This window comes from Halothece sp. PCC 7418 (assembly GCF_000317635.1).
In the GTDB taxonomy this organism is placed as follows: Bacteria; Cyanobacteriota; Cyanobacteriia; order Cyanobacteriales; family Rubidibacteraceae; genus Halothece.
The window spans coordinates 1,492,303-1,511,412 of record NC_019779.1 but is presented as its reverse complement, the minus strand read 5'-3'; the positions used below and the strand labels follow the sequence as shown (position 1 = coordinate 1,511,412).

The following is a 19,110-nucleotide window of genomic DNA, read 5'->3' as shown; positions in this document are numbered from 1 at the left end:
GGTAAATCTTATGTCTTTACGTCGTATTTCTCTCTTTACCCTTGTATTTCTCTCTCTCAGTGCAACTAGCGCCTTTGCGGGAGCTAATTCTTATTTCCAAACCTCAGAAACGGCTCAAGTAATTGCTCAATCTTTCGAGGATGAATCCGATTTTAGTCCCCGTCGTCGCGGGAGAAGAGGAGGACAGTTTATGGATGCGCTGGATCTCAGTGATGCTCAAAAAAATGATCTCCAACGGATTCGCAATGAGTATCAACCTCGATTCATGGAACAACGAGAAGCCCTATTTGAGGCGCGACAAGCCCTCCGCAACATGATGGTGGATGATAACACTTCTAGCAGTGAGTTACGCCGTCAACACGATAAAATCCTTAATCTCCGACAAGAAATGGGGAATTTACGCTTTGAAAGTATGCTAGAAATGCGAGACGTTTTAACCCCTGAACAACGGGAAGACTTTGCGGAGTTAATGGACGAACGTCGTGAAAATCGGGGACGCGGTCGTCGTGGTCGCGGTCGTGGCTTCCGAGGCGGACGCTTTGATGATTAATTCTAATTTTTTCTAAGCAAATAGTTCTTGCACTGCTATTGTTATCTTTGGAAACGCCAAGAGAGAAACAGTAGCAGTTTTTTTCGAGTTTTCTTTCTTTTTGATATTGTCCTTGATGCGGTTGACGGAAGATATACATTTGCTGGGTATTCATGTCCTCTACAATTAAGAAATAGGAAAGCGCGATCGCGGACATTGATTCAAAACTACAGAAACGCAATAAACTCATCAACACTCAATCCAATCTCTCGAATAATTGATCTGAGTGTCCCTTTGGCAATTTCTGAATGATTGGGAACAACAACTTGGGTAAAGGGTTCATCTCTTCGCATGATAATATGGCTACCTGCTTGTCGCTTTTGATAAAAACCAATCTTTTCCAGAGCCTTAATACATTCTTGACCTGAAATACTTGGTAACTTAGTCACACCACCACTAAAAATGTTTCAAAATCATCTTCTGGAACCTGGAGACCGTCCTCTTCCAAAGCAGCAATATAGCCCACAATGGCTTCCTTAATATTCGAGAGAGCTTCCTCTTTTGTCCTTCCTTGACTATGACATCCTTTCAGGCTGGGACACTCGACAATCCAATAACCGTCTTCATCCTTGTATAAAATAACTTGTCTTGTGTGCTGACTCATCAGTGCAAATTCTTTGTCTATAACTTACTAATCATTATGGACTAACTACCAGCGCGATCGCGCACGCTTCATCAAGCTGCACCATAATCAGTGTACTGGCGTTTGAGAGGAGGTTGTAACCCTAACACAATATCTTCTTTCGGAACTCCCATGACAACTAAATCATCTGCAGGATTTTGGTCGGTTAGATTTTGTTGAAGCCAAATCTTATCATTTTTAATGTCAAAGTGAATGATGCAACGATAAATTCGATGTAATTGTTGCCAACCAACATTCATCCACTGATAATGATCTCGTTCTGTATCAAAGATGAGTTGGACTTCCACTTCATCAGTGGAGACATCATCAGCAGCATACTCGCTGAGTAATGTCTGAACATATTCTCGATAGCGATCTACTTTTCCCATTGCATAATCACCTCATTTGCTGGATCATAGACAATAATGGAGACTTGATACTGTTTTACTGCAAGCTGAGTAAATTCATACTGGAAGAATGTTTCGTAATAAGGTACAACTTGCTAATAGAATACTTCTGTTGAGTATTCTATACTGCTTGCAATGGCTTAAATAAATGTGAGGATGAAGATGATGAGTAGGGGTTCTGTTTACATTATGCAAAATCCTGCTTTTAGCTCAGATATGCTCAAAATTGGACGTACAGAACGTGAAGTTTTCCAAAGAGCAAAAGAATTATCTACTACAGGCTTACCAGATGACTTTAATGTTTGCTACGAAAGAGATGTTCCTGACTGTTTTCTTGCTGAAAAACGATTACACCAAAAACTGAAAAGATATCGCTATCGAGCTAATCGAGAATTTTTTATTCTACCTTTAGATCAGGCAATATCAACAGTTGAAGAAGTAATTTACAATGAATTTGAAAACAATTCACCTCAGCCACCTAGAGGAATTCATAAGTTAAATAAAGAGACTACTTTTAGATGGAACTTCTACTCTAAGAGTATTCTTCTTCTATTTAGATATAAAAATTGGCTTACAGACAAACCTAATCTGGAAAACTTTTGGGGGTGTAAACTAGGAGATCATGTGCTTCTAACAACTAGACCAGAAGATGATCCTTCTAAATTAATTAAATTAGCTAAAGATCATGGAATACAAGATTCTTCTTTAAGTGAAATCATCAATATTTATCCAGGGGATAGATTTGTTGTTATTGGATCTTTAACTGCTTCTCAACAACTATCTCTTTTTGAACCAGAACTTTCAATTATCAGTATTATTGATTGTTGCGAATATGCAAAGATGATAGGTTTTATGGAAAATATAGAAATACATCGCGAAGGTTTTCCCATTCCTTTTGGTGATACTTTTGATGATAATCCTCCACCAGTAGTTCATGAAGCCTTTAATAGAGTCCTAGAAATGGGTCCACCTGATGTTTATCCAACCTCTGAGTATATTAAAAACCTCCATTCAGGTTTTATAACTTAGTGAAATAAGCTGTCCATGCCAGAAAATGTAAAAAAGTAACCAGCAACCAACAGATTCATTGGTCACTGGCTACTGCTTAATCAATCAGTGATTGTTACTCGGTGTACGCTTCCATCCCCACACAGGAACAGACTAAATTACGATCGCCGAACGCATTGTCAATCCGTCCCACACTGGGCCAGAATTTATAATCCCGTAACCAGTCACTGGGATATGCTGCTTTTTCCCGAGAGTAAGGACGTTGCCAATCATCCCCAATCACCATTTCATGAGTATGAGGAGCGTTTTTGAGAACATTATTCTCAGGATCGACTTCTCCCATTTCAATGGCAGAAATTTCCTTGCGAATGGCAATCATTGCATCACAGAAGCGGTCTAACTCTTCTTTCGACTCACTTTCTGTCGGTTCAATCATCATCGTTCCCGCAACGGGCCAAGACACCGTTGGTGCATGGAAACCAAAGTCCATTAACCGTTTTGCAATGTCATCGACACCGATATTCGCGCTCTTCTTCACGAGGCGCAAGTCAATGATACATTCGTGGGCGACTAAATCGGCATTCCCTTTATATAACACAGGATAGTGTTCATCCAAACGGTGCGCCATATAGTTTGCGTTGAGAATGGCAACTTTGCTGGCGTGAGTGAGTCCTTTTGCGCCCATCATGGCGATAAACATCCAAGAAATGGGTAAAATACTCGGACTTCCCCAAGGCGCAGCAGCAACCGCACCAATGGCTTGTTCTCCGCCCGTTTCAATGACAGGATGACGGGGGAGGAAGGGTTTTAAGTGGTCTTGAACCCCAATGGGACCCATACCAGGACCACCGCCCCCATGCGGGATACAGAAGGTTTTGTGCAAGTTGAGGTGACAAACATCTGCGCCATAATCTCCAGGACGACATAAGCCCAGTTGCGCGTTCATATTTGCCCCATCGAGATAAACTTGTCCGCCGTGTTGGTGAACGGTTTCGCAGATGGTTTGAATTTCGGTTTCAAATACCCCGTGTGTGGAGGGATAGGTAACCATTAACGCAGCGAGATTTTCACTGTGTTTTTCCGCTTTCGTGCGTAAGTCATCGAGGTCAATGTCTCCCCGTTCATTGCACTGAATAGGAACGACTTTCATCCCACACATGACTGCACTTGCAGGGTTGGTTCCGTGTGCAGATTCAGGAATTAAGCAAATATTGCGATGACCTTCTCCACGGGTTTGATGGTACTGACGGATCACCAGTAGTCCTGTATATTCTCCTTGTGCGCCTGCATTAGGCTGTAGAGAAATATCAGCAAAGCCTGTAATCTCCGATAACCACGTTTCTAGCTGCTCAAATAGGGTTTGATAGCCTTTGGTTTGCGATTTCGGGGCAAAAGGATGAATTTTGCCAAATTCTGCCCAGGTCACCGGATACATCTCAGCAGCAGCGTTGAGCTTCATCGTACAAGATCCCAAGGGAATCATGGATGTGGTCAACGATAAATCTTTGCTTTGGAGATGGTTGAGATAACGAACCAGTTTCGTTTCCGAGTGATAGCGGTTAAAGACGGCTTCTGTGAGATAGCTACTGGTGCGATTAAAGGTTTCGGGAAACTCAAACGTTAATTCAGGAACTAATTCTTCCAACGAGAAAGGAAGGGTTTCTGTTCCTGCAAATAACTGTAAAAGAATTTTTACTTCTTCTACTGTTGTCGCTTCATCCAGACTGACACCCAATGCACCATCAGCATAGCTACGCAAGTTAATTTGTTGTTCTTCTGCTGCTTGCAGAATGGCTTGCTGAGTTTGTGGTGCGTTATTGGTTTCAATTTTTAAGGTGTCAAAGTACGGTTCAGATGCAATGGTATAACCAATGCGTTTTAAACCTTCGGCTAAGGTGACGGTCAAACGATGCACTTTTTCAGCAATGCGTTTGATGCCCCCGGGACCATGATAGACCCCATACATAGAAGCAATCACGGCGAGTAACACTTGCGCGGTGCAAATATTACTGGTTGCGCGATCGCGCCGAATGTGCTGCTCTCGCGTCTGTAACGCGAGGCGGAGCGCTGGTTTTCCTTGTGTATCTTTGGAAACACCGACTAATCTGCCAGGTAATTGACGTTTGTATTTTTCTTTCGTTGCGAAGTACGCTGCGTGTGGTCCACCATACCCTAACGGTACCCCAAACCGTTGGGTAGAGCCAACCGCGATATCAGCCCCCCATTCTCCAGGCGGAGTCAATAACGCTAGACTCAGAGGATCGGCTGCAACTGTGACTAACGCTTTTTGTTCATGGGCTTTTTCCACAAATTCCCGATAATCACAGATTTTGCCTTCTGTGGTCGGATACTGTAGTAATGCCCCGAAAATAGGCGTACTAAAATCAAATTCGCGGTGATTGCCCACGATGACTTCTAATCCCAGTGGTTGCGCCCTTGTTTGTAACACTTCAATCGTCTGCGGATGGCATTCCTCCGAAACAAAGAAAGCGGTTGCTTTACTCTTAGAAACGCCAACACTCATACTCATGGCTTCTGCTGCTGCGGTGGCTTCATCCAACAGCGAAGAGTTAGCAATTTCCAACCCTGTTAAATCACTAATCATGGTTTGGAAATTCAGCAACGCTTCTAAGCGCCCTTGGGCAATTTCTGGTTGATAGGGCGTGTAAGCGGTGTACCAGCCTGGATTTTCTAAGATGTTCCGTTGAATGGCAGCCGGGGTAATACAGTCGTAATATCCCATGCCAATAAAAGAGCGAAACACCTGATTATCTGACGCGATCGCGCGCAGTTGTTTCAGGGCTTCATATTCGCTTTTTTGCTTTGGTAGATCTAATTCCTTTTGTAAGCGAATGGAACTGGGAACGGTTTCATCAATCAGGGCATCTAAAGACGAAAAGCCTAACGCCTTCAGCATCTGATCAATTTCTTCGGATGTGGGATCAACGTGACGATTCACAAATTGATCCTCTAATCCCAGAACTTCCTCAACGGGGGAACTCTGTTGTTTTGTTGTCGTTTGTTTGGTTTTTGAATCTAAACTAACCATAGAAAATGGATGTGTTTACTACACTAAAGAACTTAGCGAGTCCTCCTGTATCAATTTGTAACAAATTTGGCGGGGAAAATTAATTTTTCTCCCTATTCTCCTTCCACTTTCGCCCGATATTCATCTGCCGAAAGAGCATCATTTGCCTCATCAGGGTTACTGAGTTGGATTTTTAATAACCAACCTGCCCCATAAGGATCTTCAACAATCGTTTCTGGGGCATCAACCACCGCAGTATTTTGCTCAATGACTGTCCCAGAAACAGGGGCATACATATCTTCCACGGCTTTCACCGATTCCACCGTGCCAAAGGTTTCCCCTTTTTCTAGGGTTTCATCAACATCAGGGAGTTCTACAAAAACAATATCTCCCAATTGATCCACCGCAAAGGCACTAATGCCAATGGTTGCCGTCTCCCCTTCTACCCGCACATATTCGTGAGAGTCAAGGTATTTCAAATCATTAGGATATTCAAGCGCCATATCGTCTCCTCAGTACAATTGCTATTATGCTAGAGGGTTGTCTTACCCTACCCTGCTTAGTTTACAACGTCATCGGGACGAGGGGGAGAGGGAGTGACCAGTTCCCAGTTCCCAAAGAACAAATAACGAAGAACAAATAACAAAATTAATATGGCAGGACATAGTAAATGGGCAAATATTAAACGGCAAAAAGCGCGAGTGGATGCGAAAAAAGGGAAAACCTTTACTCAACTCTCTCGCGCCATCATTGTTGCAGCCCGCAACGGGGGACCCGATCCCGAGGCAAATTTTCAACTGCGTACCGCCATTGATAAGGCAAAAGCAGCGAGTATTCCGAATGATAATATTGAACGCGCGATCGCGAAAGGGGCAGGAACGGCTGGTGGTGATGAGGATCAACTCGAAGCCATCCGCTATGAAGGTTATGGTCCAGGCGGTGTCGCCATTCTCATTGAAGCCCTCACCGATAATCGCAATCGCACGGCTGCTGATTTACGCTCGGCTTTCTCCAAAAATGGCGGAAACTTGGGGGAAACGGGCTGTGTTAGTTGGATGTTTGAACAAAAAGGTGTTGTCCGTTTAGAAGGCGAAATTGATGAAGAGGCGTTATTAGAAGCCTCAGTGGAAGGTGGGGCGGAAACCTATGAAATGAATGATGATCCGGGGGCGGAAGTGTTTACGGAAGTCACTGCACTGGAACAACTCAATCAGACGCTAATTGACCAAGGCTTTCCAGTAAAAGAAGCCGAGTTACGGTGGATTGCCAATAATGAGGTAGAAGTGAGTGATCCCGACCAAGCGCGATCGCTGCTCAAACTCATGGATGCCCTAGAAGAACTGGATGATGTGCAAAATGTCACTGCAAACTTTGATATGGCGGATGATTTAGTTTTTGAAAATAGTAAATAGGGGTTGCTGAAAAAGTTTATCGGTCGGTGTGGTTCGGGAATCGGGAATCGGGAGTTGGGATACTGTAAAACTTAGCTTTTTTATAGAAGATCTGTGGGAATATTAGAAATTAGAGGGACGAGATGAAACTTCTTTCAAATTGTTTACGTCCTTTTTCCAGAACGATTTATTGTTTAAAATTTTTGTATCAATTGTTACTTGAGAGAAAGCATTATGTCTAACGTAGAAGCCCTTACAATTCCCTCATCCATCCAATTTTCTACAGCGACCGAAACTGAATCTCGTCCTTGGGGATCGTTTAGTACCCTCGAAGAAGGACAAGGCTATAAAATTAAACGGATTGAGGTGAAACCTGGACATCGCCTCAGTTTGCAGATGCACCATCATCGCAGTGAACACTGGATTGTGGTTTCAGGAACAGCAAAAGTGGTTTGCGGCGATCGCGAAGAAATTTTAACGACAAATCAATCCACCTATGTTCCTCAGTGTACTTCTCACCGTCTTGAAAATCCTGGGGTGATTAACTTGGTACTGATTGAAGTGCAAAACGGAGAATATTTAGGAGAAGATGATATTATTCGTTTTCAGGATGATTATGCTCGCAGTTCCAAGTAATGATTGAAATTAGTGACGTTGCGCAAAAAGAAATTAAGCGGTTGCAAACGACCCGCAAGCAAGAAAAGAGTTATTTGCGGATTGGCGTTGCTGAAGGCGGTTGCTCTGGACTTTACTATACCCTAGATTGGTCAATAGAAATTGCCAGCAGCGATCGCGTTTATCCCCAAACTGAGTTTTCCGTGGTCATTGATGAAAAAAGTCTTCCCTATCTTCATCAATTGAAACTCGACTACACTGAAGATCTTATGGGGGGCGGATTTCGTTTCAATAATCCGCAAGCGGTTAAGGCTTGTAGTTGTGGTCTCTCTTTCTCTTTAGATTAAGTTGATGGTGTCCAAAGCCAAGAAACTCCCCTTTGTTAGAGGGGAAATAGTCTTGACAAGTTTCTAAAAATAGGGATACAATGGGGTGCTGTTGACCAACGGTCAAAGCAGGCGCCTTCCGTTTAGGAAGGCGTAATCTTTGACTCAAAAATAGACGACAGTAAATACAGCATTCAACAAGGAATTGTCCAAGGCTAACTCATGCCCACAATCCAACAACTGATCAGAAACGAGCGATCAAAACTCACTCAAAAAACCAAATCCCCCGCATTAAAAGAATGCCCCCAACGGCGAGGGGTCTGCACGCGGGTATATACCGCAACGCCCAAAAAACCCAACTCCGCCCTACGGAAAGTGGCAAGGGTACGCCTGACCTCGGGGTATGAAGTGACCGCCTATATTCCTGGGATCGGTCATAACTTACAAGAACACTCAGTGGTTCTCATTCGCGGTGGACGGGTCAAAGATTTACCTGGTGTCCGCTATCATATTGTCCGTGGAACTCTCGATACAACCGGAGTTAAAGATCGTCGTCAAGGACGGTCGAAATACGGCACTAAACGCCCAAAAGAATAAGCTAAATTTTAGGAAGCTCGCTTATGTCTCGTCGGAGTAACGTCAAAAAAAGTCCAGTCCCCCCCGATCCTGTCTATAATAGCCGTCTCGTCAGCATGATGATTCGGCGGTTGATGATGGACGGGAAAAAATCAGTAGCCTCAAGAATTCTCTATGATGCGTTTAAGCTCGTAGAAGAAAAAACCAATAGTGACCCCCTAGAAACCTTTGAACAAGCAGTACGCAATGTCACCCCGTTGGTGCAAGTGAAAGCGAGACGGGTGGGGGGAGCAACGTATCAAGTTCCCATGGAAGTACGCCCCGAAAGAGGAACCAGCCTCGCTCTGCGTTGGCTCTCTCAATATAGTCGCAGTCGCTCAGGAAAAACGATGGCGATTCGGTTTGCGAACGAGATCATTGACGCAGCAAACGAAACGGGAAGCACCATTCGGAAACGGGAAGAAACCCATAAGATGGCAGAAGCGAATAAAGCCTTCGCCCATTACCGCTATTAATAACGAAAACAGCAGTGAAACGGCTCGACCTGCGGTGGAAATGTAAAAAAAGTTATAAAATTGTAAACAGCCAAGAAATGTATATAAAAAGCAGCACTGCTCACAAAAGGAGGTCGCTATGGCACGTACTATTCCCCTAGAACGAGTCCGTAATATCGGAATCGCTGCCCATATTGATGCGGGGAAAACCACAACCACCGAACGGATTTTATATTATTCAGGGGTGGCGCATAAACTGGGGGAAGTTCATGATGGAAACGCCGTGATGGACTGGATGTCTCAAGAAAGAGAACGAGGCATCACCATTACTGCAGCAGCAATTAGTACCAGTTGGCTCGATAATAAAATCAATATTATCGATACCCCAGGTCACGTGGATTTCACAATCGAAGTGGAACGTTCGATGCGGGTGTTAGATGGGGTGATTACTGTTTTGTGTTCGGTTGGCGGGGTCCAACCTCAAACCGAAACGGTCTGGCGACAAGCGGAACGCTACAGCGTCCCCAGAATTGTCTTTGTCAATAAGATGGATCGCACCGGTGCTAACTTCTATAAAGTCTATGAGCAATTGCGCGATCGGCTCCGTTGCAATGCGGTTCCGATTCAATTGCCCATTGGTGCTGAGAGTGACTTTTTGGGACTCGTTGATCTAGTGGGAATGAAGGCTTACATCTACAACAATGACTTGGGAACAGATATCGAAATCACTGAAATTCCCGAGGAGATGATGGAGCTTGCTCAAAAGTATCGTGCTGAGTTAATAGAAGCAGTCGCCGAAACCGATGAGGAACTTCTGGAAAAGTATCTGGCTGAAGAAACCTTGAGCGAGGAAGAAATTCGGAGTGGGTTGCGTAAAGGGACTTTAAACCGAGAAATTGTTCCTATGTTATGCGGGTCAGCCTTTAAAAATAAAGGGGTACAATTATTGCTCAATGCAGTGGTTGATTATCTGCCTGCACCCACGGAAGTGCCTCCCATTGAAGGGATTCTTCCTGATGGGACAGAAGCCACTCGCCCCTCTAGTGATGATGAGCCTTTAGCAGCATTAGCATTTAAAGTGGCTGCGGATCCTTATGGACGACTGACCTTTGTGCGGATTTACTCTGGTGTTCTGGAAAAAGGCAGTTATATTTACAATGCCACTAAGGATAAGAAAGAACGGCTCTCGCGCTTGATTGTGATGAAATCCAATGATCGCATTGAGGTGGATGAACTCCGGGCTGGAGAACTTGGCGCGATCGTGGGCTTGAAAAACACCACCACTGGCGATACCCTTTGTGATGAGAATAACCCCATTATTCTAGAGTCCATCTTCATTCCTGAACCGGTTATTTCTGTAGCGGTCGAGCCAAAAACCAAAGCAGATATGGAGAAACTCTCCAAAGCACTGCAAGCGTTAGCGGATGAAGATCCCACCTTCCGAGTCACCACTGATGCGGAAACCAATCAAACCGTAATTGCGGGTATGGGAGAACTCCATCTCGAAATTCTAGTGGATCGGATGCTGCGGGAATACAAAGTGGAAGCGAATATTGGTCAACCGCAAGTTGCCTATCGTGAAACCATTCGTCAACCCGGAAATGCAGAAGGGAAATTCATTCGTCAAAGTGGCGGTAAAGGACAATATGGTCACGTGGTTTTAGAAGTAGAACCAGGAGAAGCGGGAACTGGTTTTGAATTTACGTCTAAAATTGTCGGTGGGGTCATCCCCAAAGAATATATTCCTTCTGTGGAAGAAGGGATCAAAGAAACCTGTGAATCTGGTATATTAGCAGGTTATCCCATGATTGATTTGAAAGTCACCTTAGTGGATGGGTCTTATCATGATGTGGACTCTTCAGAAATGGCTTTCAAAATTGCTGGCTCTATGGGCATCCGTGAAGCGGTTAAAAAAGCAAGTCCAGCCCTATTAGAGCCAATGATGAAAGTGGAAGTCGAAGTTCCCGAAGATTTCTTAGGGGATGTAATGGGTGACCTGAACTCTCGTCGCGGTCAAATTGGTAATATGAATACCGACGATGGGATCGCGAAGATTTCAGCGGAAGTCCCGCTTGCTGAGATGTTTGGCTATGCCACTGACATCCGCTCAAAAACACAAGGTCGAGGCATCTTCACCATGGAATTCAGCCATTATGCTGAAGTTCCGAATCACGTTGCTGAAGCCGTCATTGCCAAAACTCAAGGGAACGCATAATTAGGATATTTAAGGAAGAATTGACTCATGGCACGCGAAAAATTTGAACGTACAAAAGATCACGCGAATATTGGCACTGTTGGTCACGTTGACCACGGTAAAACCACATTAACTGCAGCTTTGACAATGACCTTGTCCTCCTCTGGTCGGGCAAAAGCACGTCAATATGAAGATATTGATGCTGCCCCAGAAGAAAAAGCGCGGGGAATTACCATTAACACGGCTCACGTGGAATATGAGACCGATAAGCGTCACTATGCCCACGTGGACTGCCCAGGACACGCGGACTATGTAAAAAACATGATTACAGGTGCAGCACAGATGGATGGTGCAATCCTCGTCTGTTCTGCTGCAGATGGTCCGATGCCCCAAACCCGTGAGCATATTTTGCTAGCCCGTCAGGTGGGAATTTCTAGCCTCGTGGTTTTCTTGAATAAAGTTGATCAAGTGGATGACGAAGAACTTTTAGAGTTAGTAGAACTTGAAGTTCGGGAATTGCTGAGTGAGTATGATTTCCCAGGCGATGATATCCCCATTATTTCTGGTTCTGCTTTAATGGCTGTAGAAGAACTCACCAAAAATCCTCAAATTAGCAAAGGAGAAAACGAGTGGGTTGATAAAATCTACGAACTCATGGATGCAGTGGATGACTATATTCCCACACCAGAGCGGGATATTGATAAGCCTTTCTTAATGGCGGTGGAAGATGTATTCTCCATTACAGGTCGGGGAACGGTTGCCACAGGTCGGATTGAACGCGGTAAAGTTAAAGTGGGCGAAGAAGTCGAAATCGTCGGGATTCAAGATACCCGTAAAAGCACTGTCACTGGCGTTGAAATGTTCCAGAAAACCCTTGATGAAGGGATGGCTGGTGACAACGTTGGGATTCTTCTCCGTGGGATTCAAAAAGATGATATTGAGCGCGGAATGGTACTGGCGAAACCTGGCTCCATCACCCCTCATACCCAGTTTGAAGCTGAGGTTTATGTGTTGAAAAAAGAAGAAGGGGGTCGTCATACACCTTTCTTCCCCAACTATCGTCCTCAGTTCTTTGTCCGCACAACTGATGTCACTGGTACCATCACCGCTTTTACAGCAGATGATGGCAGTGAAGCAGAAATGGTGATGCCAGGTGACCGTGTCAAAATGACCGTACAACTCATCAGCCCTGTTGCAATTGAACAAGGAATGCGCTTTGCGATTCGTGAGGGCGGTCGCACTATTGGTGCTGGTGTTGTGTCCAAAATTGTGGCATAGCTCACTAAGATAACTTCTTAAGAGCAGCAGTGGATATTTCCCTGTTGCTCTTTTATTCGCTTTTACGGTTTTCATTATTCTGAACCTCGACAACTGAATTAACTCATTTCAACTATGGCAACTATCCAACAGCAAAAAATTCGGATCCGTCTCAAAGGATTTGATCGACGTTTACTTGATACTTCCTGCGATAAAATTGTAGAAACGGCAAAGCGTACCGATGCCAATGCTGTGGGTCCGATTCCTCTACCCACGAAACGGAAAATTTATTGTGTTTTGCGTTCCCCTCACGTCAATAAAGATTCTCGGGAACACTTTGAGACACGCACCCATCGCCGAATTATTGATATCTATCAGCCCTCTTCTAAGACTATTGATGCTTTGATGAAACTCGATTTACCCGCAGGGGTTGATATTGAAGTAAAACTATAATCCTAGTTTACTGTCGCCCCTTTTGGGGGTGACTTAATCCATGCAAGGAAAAAGTTGGCCAATTAACAAGTTACCCCGTTTGGATGAGACAACACGATCGCGCCTTGAATCTTTAGGAATTCAGACAACAGAAGATTTATTAAAAAAAGGGCAAACGGCTGCGGGAAAAAGCGCGATCGCGCACCATTTACAGCAAAAACCGCAACAGATTAATAAATGGCTGATCATGGCGGATTTAGCCCGAGTTGAAAGTGTTGGTTGTGACTATTGTGGCTTATTACTTCATGGGGGAATCGCTTCAATTGAGCAGTTAAGTCAAATGCACCCGCAAAAACTCCATCGTCAAATTCTAAAATTACAGGTGTCTCTTTTCAAACGCAAAGACTATTGTCCTCCTGTGGAAACTGTTCAAAAATGGATTCAGGAGGCAAAGCAACTAATAATTAACAATTAATATAGCGTTCCTTAGCGGATCGAGGTACAGCAGTTACCAGTTACCAAACAACCATGAACCAACAACAAACAACAAACAACCATGAACCAACAACGAACTACAAATAACCATTTATTAGTCACTGGCGGTGCTGGCTTTATTGGATCTAATTTTGTTCACTATTGGCTCAATGAACACCCCGAAGATGCAGTAGTTGTCCTCGATGCTCTCACCTATGCGGGAAATCTTGATAACTTAAAAGAATTAGAATCCAACCCTAATTTTCATTTTAGTCAAGGGAATATTACCGATCGCGCTCTAGTTGACCGTCTCTTGCGAGACTATCAAATTAATACGATTGCTCATTTTGCAGCAGAATCCCATGTGGATCGCTCAATTTTAGCCCCAGATGCGTTTATTCAAACCAACGTCATCGGGACATTTACCCTCCTTGAAGCCTTCCGCAATTATTACCCGCAGCTAGAGGGAAACGGACGCTTTCTCCATGTTTCCACAGACGAAGTTTATGGCACATTAGAGCCCGACGATCCCCCATTCCGAGAAACAACCCCTTACGCCCCAAATAGCCCTTATTCAGCATCAAAAGCAGGGAGTGATCACTTAGTTCGCGCCTACTACCACACCTATGAACTCCCCACCCTCATTACCAACTGTTCCAATAACTACGGCCCCTATCATTATCCTGAAAAACTAATTCCGTTGATGTGTATTAACATCCTCCTTGGAAAACCGTTACCAGTTTACGGAGATGGTCAAAATGTTCGTGATTGGTTGTATGTTCTGGATCATTGTCGGGCGTTAGATACTGTTATTCGCAAAGGGAAACCTGGAGAAACTTATAATATTGGCGGAAACAATGAAGTGAAAAATATTGACTTGGTGCGAATGTTATGTGATTTGATGGATGAACTCGCACCGAGTCTTCCTGTGTCTCCTGCACAAGAGTTAATTACCTTTGTTAAAGATCGCCCTGGACATGACCGCCGTTATGCCATTGATGCCGATAAAATTAAAACAGAATTGGGTTGGCAACCGTCTGTCACTGTAGAAGAAGGATTACGCCAGACAGTAAGCTGGTATTTAGAAAACCGCCACTGGTGGGAACCTTTGTTATCAGAAGAATATCAAGCCTATTATCAACAGGTCTATCAAACCTCGGCTTAGTTTGGACTGAGCAATGGTTCGGGAGAATAAGGTAAGCAGATTAAATTGTCTTCTACAATTAGAATTTTACCTTGCTGTCGTAATTTTCCCATCAGACGAGTGACGGTGACGCGAGTTGAACCAATGGCACTGCTAATTTGAGCATGAGTGAGGGGAAAAGGTAAGTAATATCCCTCTTCAATGGGTTTTCCGTGTTCTTCCACAAGAAGGGTGAGAAAACCAAGTAAGCGGTCGATGGTTTGCCGTTGTCCGAGGGTACTCAGCCAGATTAATTTCCGTTGGTGTTGAGTGCGAAAGGCTTCTAAGATTTCCCCACGAAAATGGGGCCAATTGTCGATATCTTTCCAATATAACCAAATCACAGAAGTTGATTCCACATGGGCGTAGGCTTGTAGGGTGTAGGGAGATTGCGCGACAATTTCAAAGGGTTGACCCGCCCCAATAAAACCTAAAAAAGTTTCTGCTTCTTCCCCAAGACTAGAGGGTTTGAGCCCTTCATTTTGGGAGAGACCTGCTAAACGAATGACCCCTCGTTCAACAAGATACAATAATCCAGGACGGGCGGGAATGCGCTCCTCTTTGCCAAAGGTTCGTGCTCGATAATGACTATGGGCCCAATCAGCAACTCTTTGCCAAATTACAAAAGGACGATTCGTTTCAGAAGCAGAAGAAGGATACATTATATTTACAGGTGCTGACGCTTAATTTTACAGTACAGTAATTTGTGGTACGAGTATAAAAAGATACAGTGAAAGGGAAAGATTCGTCAAGGGAAATAGAATTTTTAATCTCAATTGAGGAGAGACTCCAAAATAGTATTGAATTTGTTTTAGATCAACTGGAGGTTCAACCCTTGACGCTGAGAACTGATCAGTGTCATCCTCCGCCGTTGACACTGCGCTGGCAAGACAACAAACTTAACTATCGTAGCGCGATCGCGCTCTTTTTAGCCAGAAAACACTCCTCTTTGGCCTCTCAAGTTGCAGCAGCGATCACAGAGAAGTTACAAGAGACAATCCCTCCTGATTTCGCTGACATTCGCTGCTCTCCTCCCGCTTGGATTGAATTCACCCTCACCGAAAAGACGATTCAAAACTGGCTTGAGGAGGGATTGCAGGGGATTTCTTCCTTGAGTTACTCGCTCACACCACCAGAGACCATTGATTCTTTTCCCAAATATGTGCGCGATCGATGTTGGCAGCTTTTGCAATTGGGGATTCAAGAAAACTTCATCTCTCTGCTTCATCCTATTCAACAGTGGAAGACAATTTCTTTTTCCACTCCTAGTCTTTTAATAGATGAAGATTGGCAATTTCTCTATCAACTCATTTTGACTCGGGATGGTTTAGAAAAAGTCTCTTCTGTGCAGCAGCGAGAAAAACTTGCTGATCACCTCAGTGCTGCTTTTCTAGAGTTTCATCGCCACTGTCAACTCTTTAACCGCCAACAACCTCATTTTCATCAACTTGCAGTCATTCGGTTTACTGCCATTGCTATTACAGAAAGACTACTCTTTGACTTGGAAGATTAGTTAGTCCTGCTTTAATTCTAAGTTATTTTTTTCAGCAATTGCCAATTGTTGTTCTAAGTCTTGAGTGGAAGAGAGTAAGTCACTTAATCCTTTAATTAAATCTTCCAAATCTTGTCGAAATTCAGGATTTCCTGTTAATTCATCGAGATCAGAAGTAATTTTCTGCGTATTTTCAAAGGTTGCCCGTGCTGAGTCTAAGGTTTGTTGAAGTAAAACTAAATTTTCAGAACTACTGAGGGTTGCTGAGGCTTTTTTTAAGTTTTCTGAGGTAGCTGCTGCATTCGCCGTTAAGGTTTCTAAATTACGAATCAATTCTTGAGTATCCGTTGCTTCTAAATTGCTATTAAGACTTTGTAAGGTTGCTGCTAGAGTATCAACTAGTTGATTCAATTGTTGACTGGTCGCACTAATTTCGGCGAGAGTTGTTTCTACATTTTTTTGATTCGCGACCACAACCCGATTCACATTTCCTATTAATTCTTCTGCTTCCGCTGCGGTGGCTATCACCTGTTCTCCCGTTTTTTCTGTCGTTTTGCTTAACACTCTAAGTTGTTGAGATGTGGTTGTTGTTAATACTTTTAATTGTTGACTCACATCTCCAGAAATCTCTGATAATTCTCGACTCACTTCTGCAATTCCATCCGCAGCATCAGTTGCACTTTGAGCAACATTTTTCAAGTTATTAAACAACTCGGGATCGCTTATTAATTCCGCAGCTTCTGCTGTATTCCGAATTAAAACATCAATACTTGCGCCAACTTTTCCGTCAATCGTGTCATTTTCACACACGACAATTTGGGAATTACAATCTTCACTAAGGGGATTGATTCCTGCTTGATCTGAAGCTAATTGCACTTGAGGGTAAATATCAATAGAGGTTTCTCCGATCAGCCCAGATTGATTCGCTTCCACTAATAAATTTTCTCTGGGAATACTCAGATCGACCCGATTAATTTTAACTTCAATATTAACCCCGTTTGCATTGGGATTAATGCTAACCACTTCTCCCACATTAACCCCTCGATAACGGACAGGTGAACCCGCAATCACTCGATTTGCATCCCGAAAAGCGATGGTAATATTATAACTTTGTTGCCCGAGTTTAAACCCTCTTAACCAGATAAAAAGCCCGCCAAATAAAATAAAACCGAATAGAATCAATAAACCGACAGAACCTTCTCGAATTGTGCGCGATCGCATATTTATATCCTTAATTGCATTGCAATTGTTTTAACTACCAATCACCCGAATCGGTCCTTCAACACTAGCACTAAAAAATTGTCGTACCATGGGATGGGTGGTGGTATCAATTTCATGAACATTGCCTTCCCACTGTACTTTACCACCATATAGAAAAATAACCCGATCCGCAGTACGACGAATGGTGCTATCTTGGTGGCTAACCATAATATAAGTCCCACATCCGGTATTGGTATCTTGGAGTTGACGAACTAAATCTTCAATGACTGTTGAAGCAATGGGATCGAGTCCTGCGGTGGGTTCATCATATAGAATTGCAGCAGGACAACTTGCGGGATCATCAGGGTTTGACATAATCGCCCGCGCAAAACTGACTCGTTTTTTCATCCCCCCAGAAAGTTGTGCAGGGGAGAGATCAGCCGTTCCAGGTAAGCCTACCATTTCCAGTTTTTCTTCTACTAATTTGCGAATTTTGTCCCGAGGTAAGCGCGAGTTTTGATATAAATAAAAGCCGACATTCTCATCAACAGTAAGAGAGTCAAACAGGGCTGCGTGTTGGAAAACCATGCTAATATTCATCGCATCATCATGTTCTTCAATTAATCCGTCTCGCCGTTTCCCTTTCACATAAATTTCACCACTATCTGGGGCGAGTAAACCCGCTATAATGCGGAGAATTGTTGATTTTCCTGTACCAGAAGGACCGATAATAACAAGGGCTTCTCCTTCATAAATTGTTAAATCAACTTCATCTAGAATGGGTTTTGTCCCGAAGGTTTTAGAAATCCCTTTCAGTTCAATTAATGGTGTTTTTGTTAAGGGCTGGGATGGAACAGGAACGATTTGACTCATGATATTATAGTGTTTGTTAGTCTTTTGAGGGACAAAGAATCAAAATTTAGAATAGACCTCGCTAGTCCGAAAACTGCTATAATTGCCAGTTTAAATGAAATGAAAGTATTGTAACCCTTCTTGAATTCCTGCTGCATAATTTTGGTCGGCAAAATAACGATAGTTTGTTTGATTATTTTGATACCATTCTCGCAGTTCAATTTGAGCATTACCGACTAAAATTCCATGAGGTTGACCTGTGCTAAAAAGTGCAATATCATTTCCTGAGTCACCACAAACAACCGTTTTTAGATCATTGAAATCCCACTTATTTTGTAAGAAATTAACCGCTAAGCCTTTGTCCGCTTGCTGGGGAATCAAATCTAAATCTTTACTTCCACTGTAAATGAGTTTAATTTCTAAACCATTCTCTTTGAGCCTATTTTCTAGCTGCTCAATGTTCTGTTTAGCTGTATCAGCAGAAAGATGAAAACTGATCTTAAATTGTCCTTGTTCTGATTCAGGTTGCAGAACCAGTTCGGGAAAGGTTTGAGTAATTTCTAAAATTTTATCTCGTTGCCAATTGTTAGATAATAATTTTACCCAATCTTGATCGATTTGTTGACTTTCTGGGTTAAGATAAATTTCTGTTCCTACCGCAGCAATGAGGGCATCAGGAGGGATTAAGGGCTTTTCTGTGGTCAGTTTTTTATATAAAAATAGAGAACGTCCAGTTGCATAAACGATTTTTGTTCCGTCTGCTTCTCGCTTTTTCTGTAAAATTTTATTGAGTTGTTCGAGGGCAATGTCATCGCCGATTAAAGTATTATCGAGGTCGCTAATAAATAAGAATTGACTCATTTTTTTACAAATTTAATCATATTGCTATATCGCAAAAGTTATCAAAACGTTATGGTTGGAATAGGAGTTGGTTAAATGGAGAACATGAGAATTTGATGATTAACAGTGA

Annotated in this window: 22 protein-coding genes and 1 pseudogene; 13 read left to right on the top strand and 10 right to left on the bottom strand. The window is 43.2% G+C overall.

Annotated elements, in window-relative coordinates; all coding sequences use genetic code 11:
* The first annotated feature begins 10 nt into the window (after window positions 1-10).
* Window positions 11-550: a Spy/CpxP family protein refolding chaperone gene (locus tag PCC7418_RS06875; protein WP_015225459.1), complete on the top strand. Its 540-nt coding sequence runs from the start codon at window positions 11-13 to the stop codon at window positions 548-550.
* Window positions 551-756: 206 nt separating this feature from the next.
* Here the strand turns inward: PCC7418_RS06875 and PCC7418_RS06870 are convergent, their stop codons facing one another.
* The 4 genes and pseudogenes from PCC7418_RS06870 to PCC7418_RS21310 all read right to left on the bottom strand — a co-directional run.
* Window positions 757-978, bottom strand: a complete 222-nt coding sequence (locus PCC7418_RS06870) for a type II toxin-antitoxin system HicA family toxin (RefSeq protein ID WP_015225458.1) — start codon at window positions 976-978, stop codon at window positions 757-759.
* Window positions 975-1,193 carry a type II toxin-antitoxin system HicB family antitoxin gene (locus tag PCC7418_RS06865; protein WP_015225457.1) on the bottom strand — a complete coding sequence of 73 codons (219 nt, stop codon included), beginning with the start codon at window positions 1,191-1,193 and terminating at the stop codon, window positions 975-977. Before PCC7418_RS06865 ends, PCC7418_RS06870 begins: the two co-directional genes overlap by 4 nt.
* 71 nt (window positions 1,194-1,264) lie before the next feature.
* Entirely contained in the window at window positions 1,265-1,600 is a 336-nt protein-coding gene (locus PCC7418_RS06860) for a XisI protein (protein ID WP_015225456.1), read from the bottom strand.
* A pseudogene (locus tag PCC7418_RS21310) lies at window positions 1,588-1,689 on the bottom strand (fatty-acid oxidation protein subunit alpha); the annotation flags it as partial. The gene PCC7418_RS06860 and the pseudogene PCC7418_RS21310, both read right to left, overlap by 13 nt.
* A gap of 85 nt (window positions 1,690-1,774) precedes the next feature.
* On the opposite strand from PCC7418_RS21310, the gene PCC7418_RS19320 reads away from it, so the two are divergent.
* Entirely contained in the window at window positions 1,775-2,647 is an 873-nt protein-coding gene (locus tag PCC7418_RS19320; RefSeq protein WP_083885379.1) for a GIY-YIG nuclease family protein, read from the top strand.
* Window positions 2,648-2,741: 94 nt separating this feature from the next.
* Here PCC7418_RS19320 and gcvP read toward each other — a convergent pair whose 3' ends face one another.
* Together gcvP and gcvH are read right to left on the bottom strand one after the other, a co-directional pair.
* Window positions 2,742-5,675 (bottom strand): aminomethyl-transferring glycine dehydrogenase, encoded by a 2,934-nt coding sequence (gene gcvP / locus PCC7418_RS06850; protein WP_015225454.1) that lies wholly within the window; start codon window positions 5,673-5,675, stop codon window positions 2,742-2,744.
* 92 nt (window positions 5,676-5,767) lie between these two features.
* The gene (gene gcvH, locus PCC7418_RS06845) at window positions 5,768-6,157 is read right to left on the bottom strand and encodes a glycine cleavage system protein GcvH (protein WP_015225453.1); all 390 of its coding nucleotides are present in this window, start codon (window positions 6,155-6,157) and stop codon (window positions 5,768-5,770) included.
* Between the two features lie 150 nt (window positions 6,158-6,307).
* Between gcvH and PCC7418_RS06840 the strand changes: the two genes are divergently transcribed.
* From PCC7418_RS06840 to rfbB, 10 genes are all read left to right on the top strand, one after another.
* Window positions 6,308-7,066 (top strand): YebC/PmpR family DNA-binding transcriptional regulator, encoded by a 759-nt coding sequence (locus PCC7418_RS06840; RefSeq protein WP_015225452.1) that lies wholly within the window; start codon window positions 6,308-6,310, stop codon window positions 7,064-7,066.
* A gap of 213 nt (window positions 7,067-7,279) precedes the next feature.
* Entirely contained in the window at window positions 7,280-7,681 is a 402-nt protein-coding gene (locus PCC7418_RS06835; protein WP_015225451.1) for a cupin domain-containing protein, read from the top strand.
* Complete coding sequence (locus PCC7418_RS06830; protein WP_015225450.1) at window positions 7,681-8,007, top strand: iron-sulfur cluster assembly accessory protein; 327 nt, start codon at window positions 7,681-7,683, stop codon at window positions 8,005-8,007. The genes PCC7418_RS06835 and PCC7418_RS06830 overlap by 1 nt, the downstream gene beginning before the upstream one ends.
* Before the next feature lie 201 nt (window positions 8,008-8,208).
* The gene (gene rpsL / locus PCC7418_RS06825; protein WP_015225449.1) at window positions 8,209-8,583 is read left to right on the top strand and encodes a 30S ribosomal protein S12; all 375 of its coding nucleotides are present in this window, start codon (window positions 8,209-8,211) and stop codon (window positions 8,581-8,583) included.
* A gap of 23 nt (window positions 8,584-8,606) precedes the next feature.
* Window positions 8,607-9,077 (top strand): 30S ribosomal protein S7, encoded by a 471-nt coding sequence (rpsG, locus tag PCC7418_RS06820; RefSeq protein WP_015225448.1) that lies wholly within the window; start codon window positions 8,607-8,609, stop codon window positions 9,075-9,077.
* A gap of 118 nt (window positions 9,078-9,195) precedes the next feature.
* Window positions 9,196-11,271, top strand: a complete 2,076-nt coding sequence (gene fusA, locus PCC7418_RS06815; RefSeq protein WP_015225447.1) for an elongation factor G — start codon at window positions 9,196-9,198, stop codon at window positions 11,269-11,271.
* Window positions 11,272-11,298: 27 nt separating this feature from the next.
* A complete protein-coding gene (gene tuf, locus PCC7418_RS06810) occupies window positions 11,299-12,528 on the top strand; it encodes an elongation factor Tu (protein WP_015225446.1) in 1,230 nt (409 codons plus the stop codon).
* Between the two features lie 123 nt (window positions 12,529-12,651).
* Entirely contained in the window at window positions 12,652-12,960 is a 309-nt protein-coding gene (gene rpsJ, locus PCC7418_RS06805) for a 30S ribosomal protein S10 (protein ID WP_216086723.1), read from the top strand.
* Between the two features lie 40 nt (window positions 12,961-13,000).
* Window positions 13,001-13,414, top strand: a complete 414-nt coding sequence (locus PCC7418_RS06800; RefSeq protein WP_015225444.1) for a DUF4332 domain-containing protein — start codon at window positions 13,001-13,003, stop codon at window positions 13,412-13,414.
* Window positions 13,415-13,495: 81 nt separating this feature from the next.
* On the top strand, window positions 13,496-14,578 hold the full coding sequence (gene rfbB, locus PCC7418_RS06795; protein WP_015225443.1) for a dTDP-glucose 4,6-dehydratase: 1,083 nt from the start codon (window positions 13,496-13,498) through the stop codon (window positions 14,576-14,578).
* Here the strand turns inward: rfbB and PCC7418_RS06790 are convergent.
* Window positions 14,575-15,258, bottom strand: coding sequence for a Crp/Fnr family transcriptional regulator (locus tag PCC7418_RS06790; protein ID WP_015225442.1), 684 nt, complete (start codon window positions 15,256-15,258; stop codon window positions 14,575-14,577). The genes rfbB and PCC7418_RS06790 overlap by 4 nt on opposite strands.
* Before the next feature lie 173 nt (window positions 15,259-15,431).
* Between PCC7418_RS06790 and PCC7418_RS06785 the strand changes: the two genes are divergently transcribed.
* Window positions 15,432-16,109: a hypothetical protein gene (locus PCC7418_RS06785; RefSeq protein ID WP_150107037.1), complete on the top strand. Its 678-nt coding sequence runs from the start codon at window positions 15,432-15,434 to the stop codon at window positions 16,107-16,109.
* On the opposite strand, the gene PCC7418_RS06780 is transcribed toward PCC7418_RS06785, so the two are convergent.
* The 3 genes from PCC7418_RS06780 to PCC7418_RS06770 form a co-directional block, all read right to left on the bottom strand.
* Window positions 16,110-17,309, bottom strand: a complete 1,200-nt coding sequence (locus PCC7418_RS06780) for an MlaD family protein (protein WP_015225440.1) — start codon at window positions 17,307-17,309, stop codon at window positions 16,110-16,112. It lies immediately after the preceding gene.
* Between the two features lie 30 nt (window positions 17,310-17,339).
* A complete protein-coding gene (locus tag PCC7418_RS06775; RefSeq protein ID WP_015225439.1) occupies window positions 17,340-18,161 on the bottom strand; it encodes an ABC transporter ATP-binding protein in 822 nt (273 codons plus the stop codon).
* Window positions 18,162-18,251: 90 nt separating this feature from the next.
* Window positions 18,252-19,001 (bottom strand): sucrose-phosphate phosphatase, encoded by a 750-nt coding sequence (locus PCC7418_RS06770; protein WP_015225438.1) that lies wholly within the window; start codon window positions 18,999-19,001, stop codon window positions 18,252-18,254.
* Between the last annotated feature and the right edge of the window lie 109 nt (window positions 19,002-19,110).

Bases quoted from the DNA above. Each gene is read 5' to 3' on its own strand.
- PCC7418_RS06875 (WP_015225459.1), top strand. From the start codon at position 11: ATGTCTTTACGTCGTATTTCTCTCTTTACCCTTGTATTTCTCTCTCTC.
- PCC7418_RS06865 (WP_015225457.1), bottom strand. From the start codon at position 1,193: ATGAGTCAGCACACAAGACAAGTTATTTTATACAAGGATGAAGACGGT.
- PCC7418_RS06860 (WP_015225456.1), bottom strand. From the start codon at position 1,600: ATGGGAAAAGTAGATCGCTATCGAGAATATGTTCAGACATTACTCAGC.
- PCC7418_RS19320 (WP_083885379.1), top strand. From the start codon at position 1,775: ATGAAGATGATGAGTAGGGGTTCTGTTTACATTATGCAAAATCCTGCT.
- gcvP (WP_015225454.1), bottom strand. From the start codon at position 5,675: ATGGTTAGTTTAGATTCAAAAACCAAACAAACGACAACAAAACAACAG.
- gcvH (WP_015225453.1), bottom strand. From the start codon at position 6,157: ATGGCGCTTGAATATCCTAATGATTTGAAATACCTTGACTCTCACGAA.
- PCC7418_RS06840 (WP_015225452.1), top strand. From the start codon at position 6,308: ATGGCAGGACATAGTAAATGGGCAAATATTAAACGGCAAAAAGCGCGA.
- PCC7418_RS06835 (WP_015225451.1), top strand. From the start codon at position 7,280: ATGTCTAACGTAGAAGCCCTTACAATTCCCTCATCCATCCAATTTTCT.
- PCC7418_RS06830 (WP_015225450.1), top strand. From the start codon at position 7,681: ATGATTGAAATTAGTGACGTTGCGCAAAAAGAAATTAAGCGGTTGCAA.
- rpsL (WP_015225449.1), top strand. From the start codon at position 8,209: ATGCCCACAATCCAACAACTGATCAGAAACGAGCGATCAAAACTCACT.
- rpsG (WP_015225448.1), top strand. From the start codon at position 8,607: ATGTCTCGTCGGAGTAACGTCAAAAAAAGTCCAGTCCCCCCCGATCCT.
- fusA (WP_015225447.1), top strand. From the start codon at position 9,196: ATGGCACGTACTATTCCCCTAGAACGAGTCCGTAATATCGGAATCGCT.
- tuf (WP_015225446.1), top strand. From the start codon at position 11,299: ATGGCACGCGAAAAATTTGAACGTACAAAAGATCACGCGAATATTGGC.
- PCC7418_RS06800 (WP_015225444.1), top strand. From the start codon at position 13,001: ATGCAAGGAAAAAGTTGGCCAATTAACAAGTTACCCCGTTTGGATGAG.
- rfbB (WP_015225443.1), top strand. From the start codon at position 13,496: ATGAACCAACAACGAACTACAAATAACCATTTATTAGTCACTGGCGGT.
- PCC7418_RS06790 (WP_015225442.1), bottom strand. From the start codon at position 15,258: ATGTATCCTTCTTCTGCTTCTGAAACGAATCGTCCTTTTGTAATTTGG.
- PCC7418_RS06780 (WP_015225440.1), bottom strand. From the start codon at position 17,309: ATGCGATCGCGCACAATTCGAGAAGGTTCTGTCGGTTTATTGATTCTA.
- PCC7418_RS06775 (WP_015225439.1), bottom strand. From the start codon at position 18,161: ATGAGTCAAATCGTTCCTGTTCCATCCCAGCCCTTAACAAAAACACCA.
- PCC7418_RS06770 (WP_015225438.1), bottom strand. From the start codon at position 19,001: ATGAGTCAATTCTTATTTATTAGCGACCTCGATAATACTTTAATCGGC.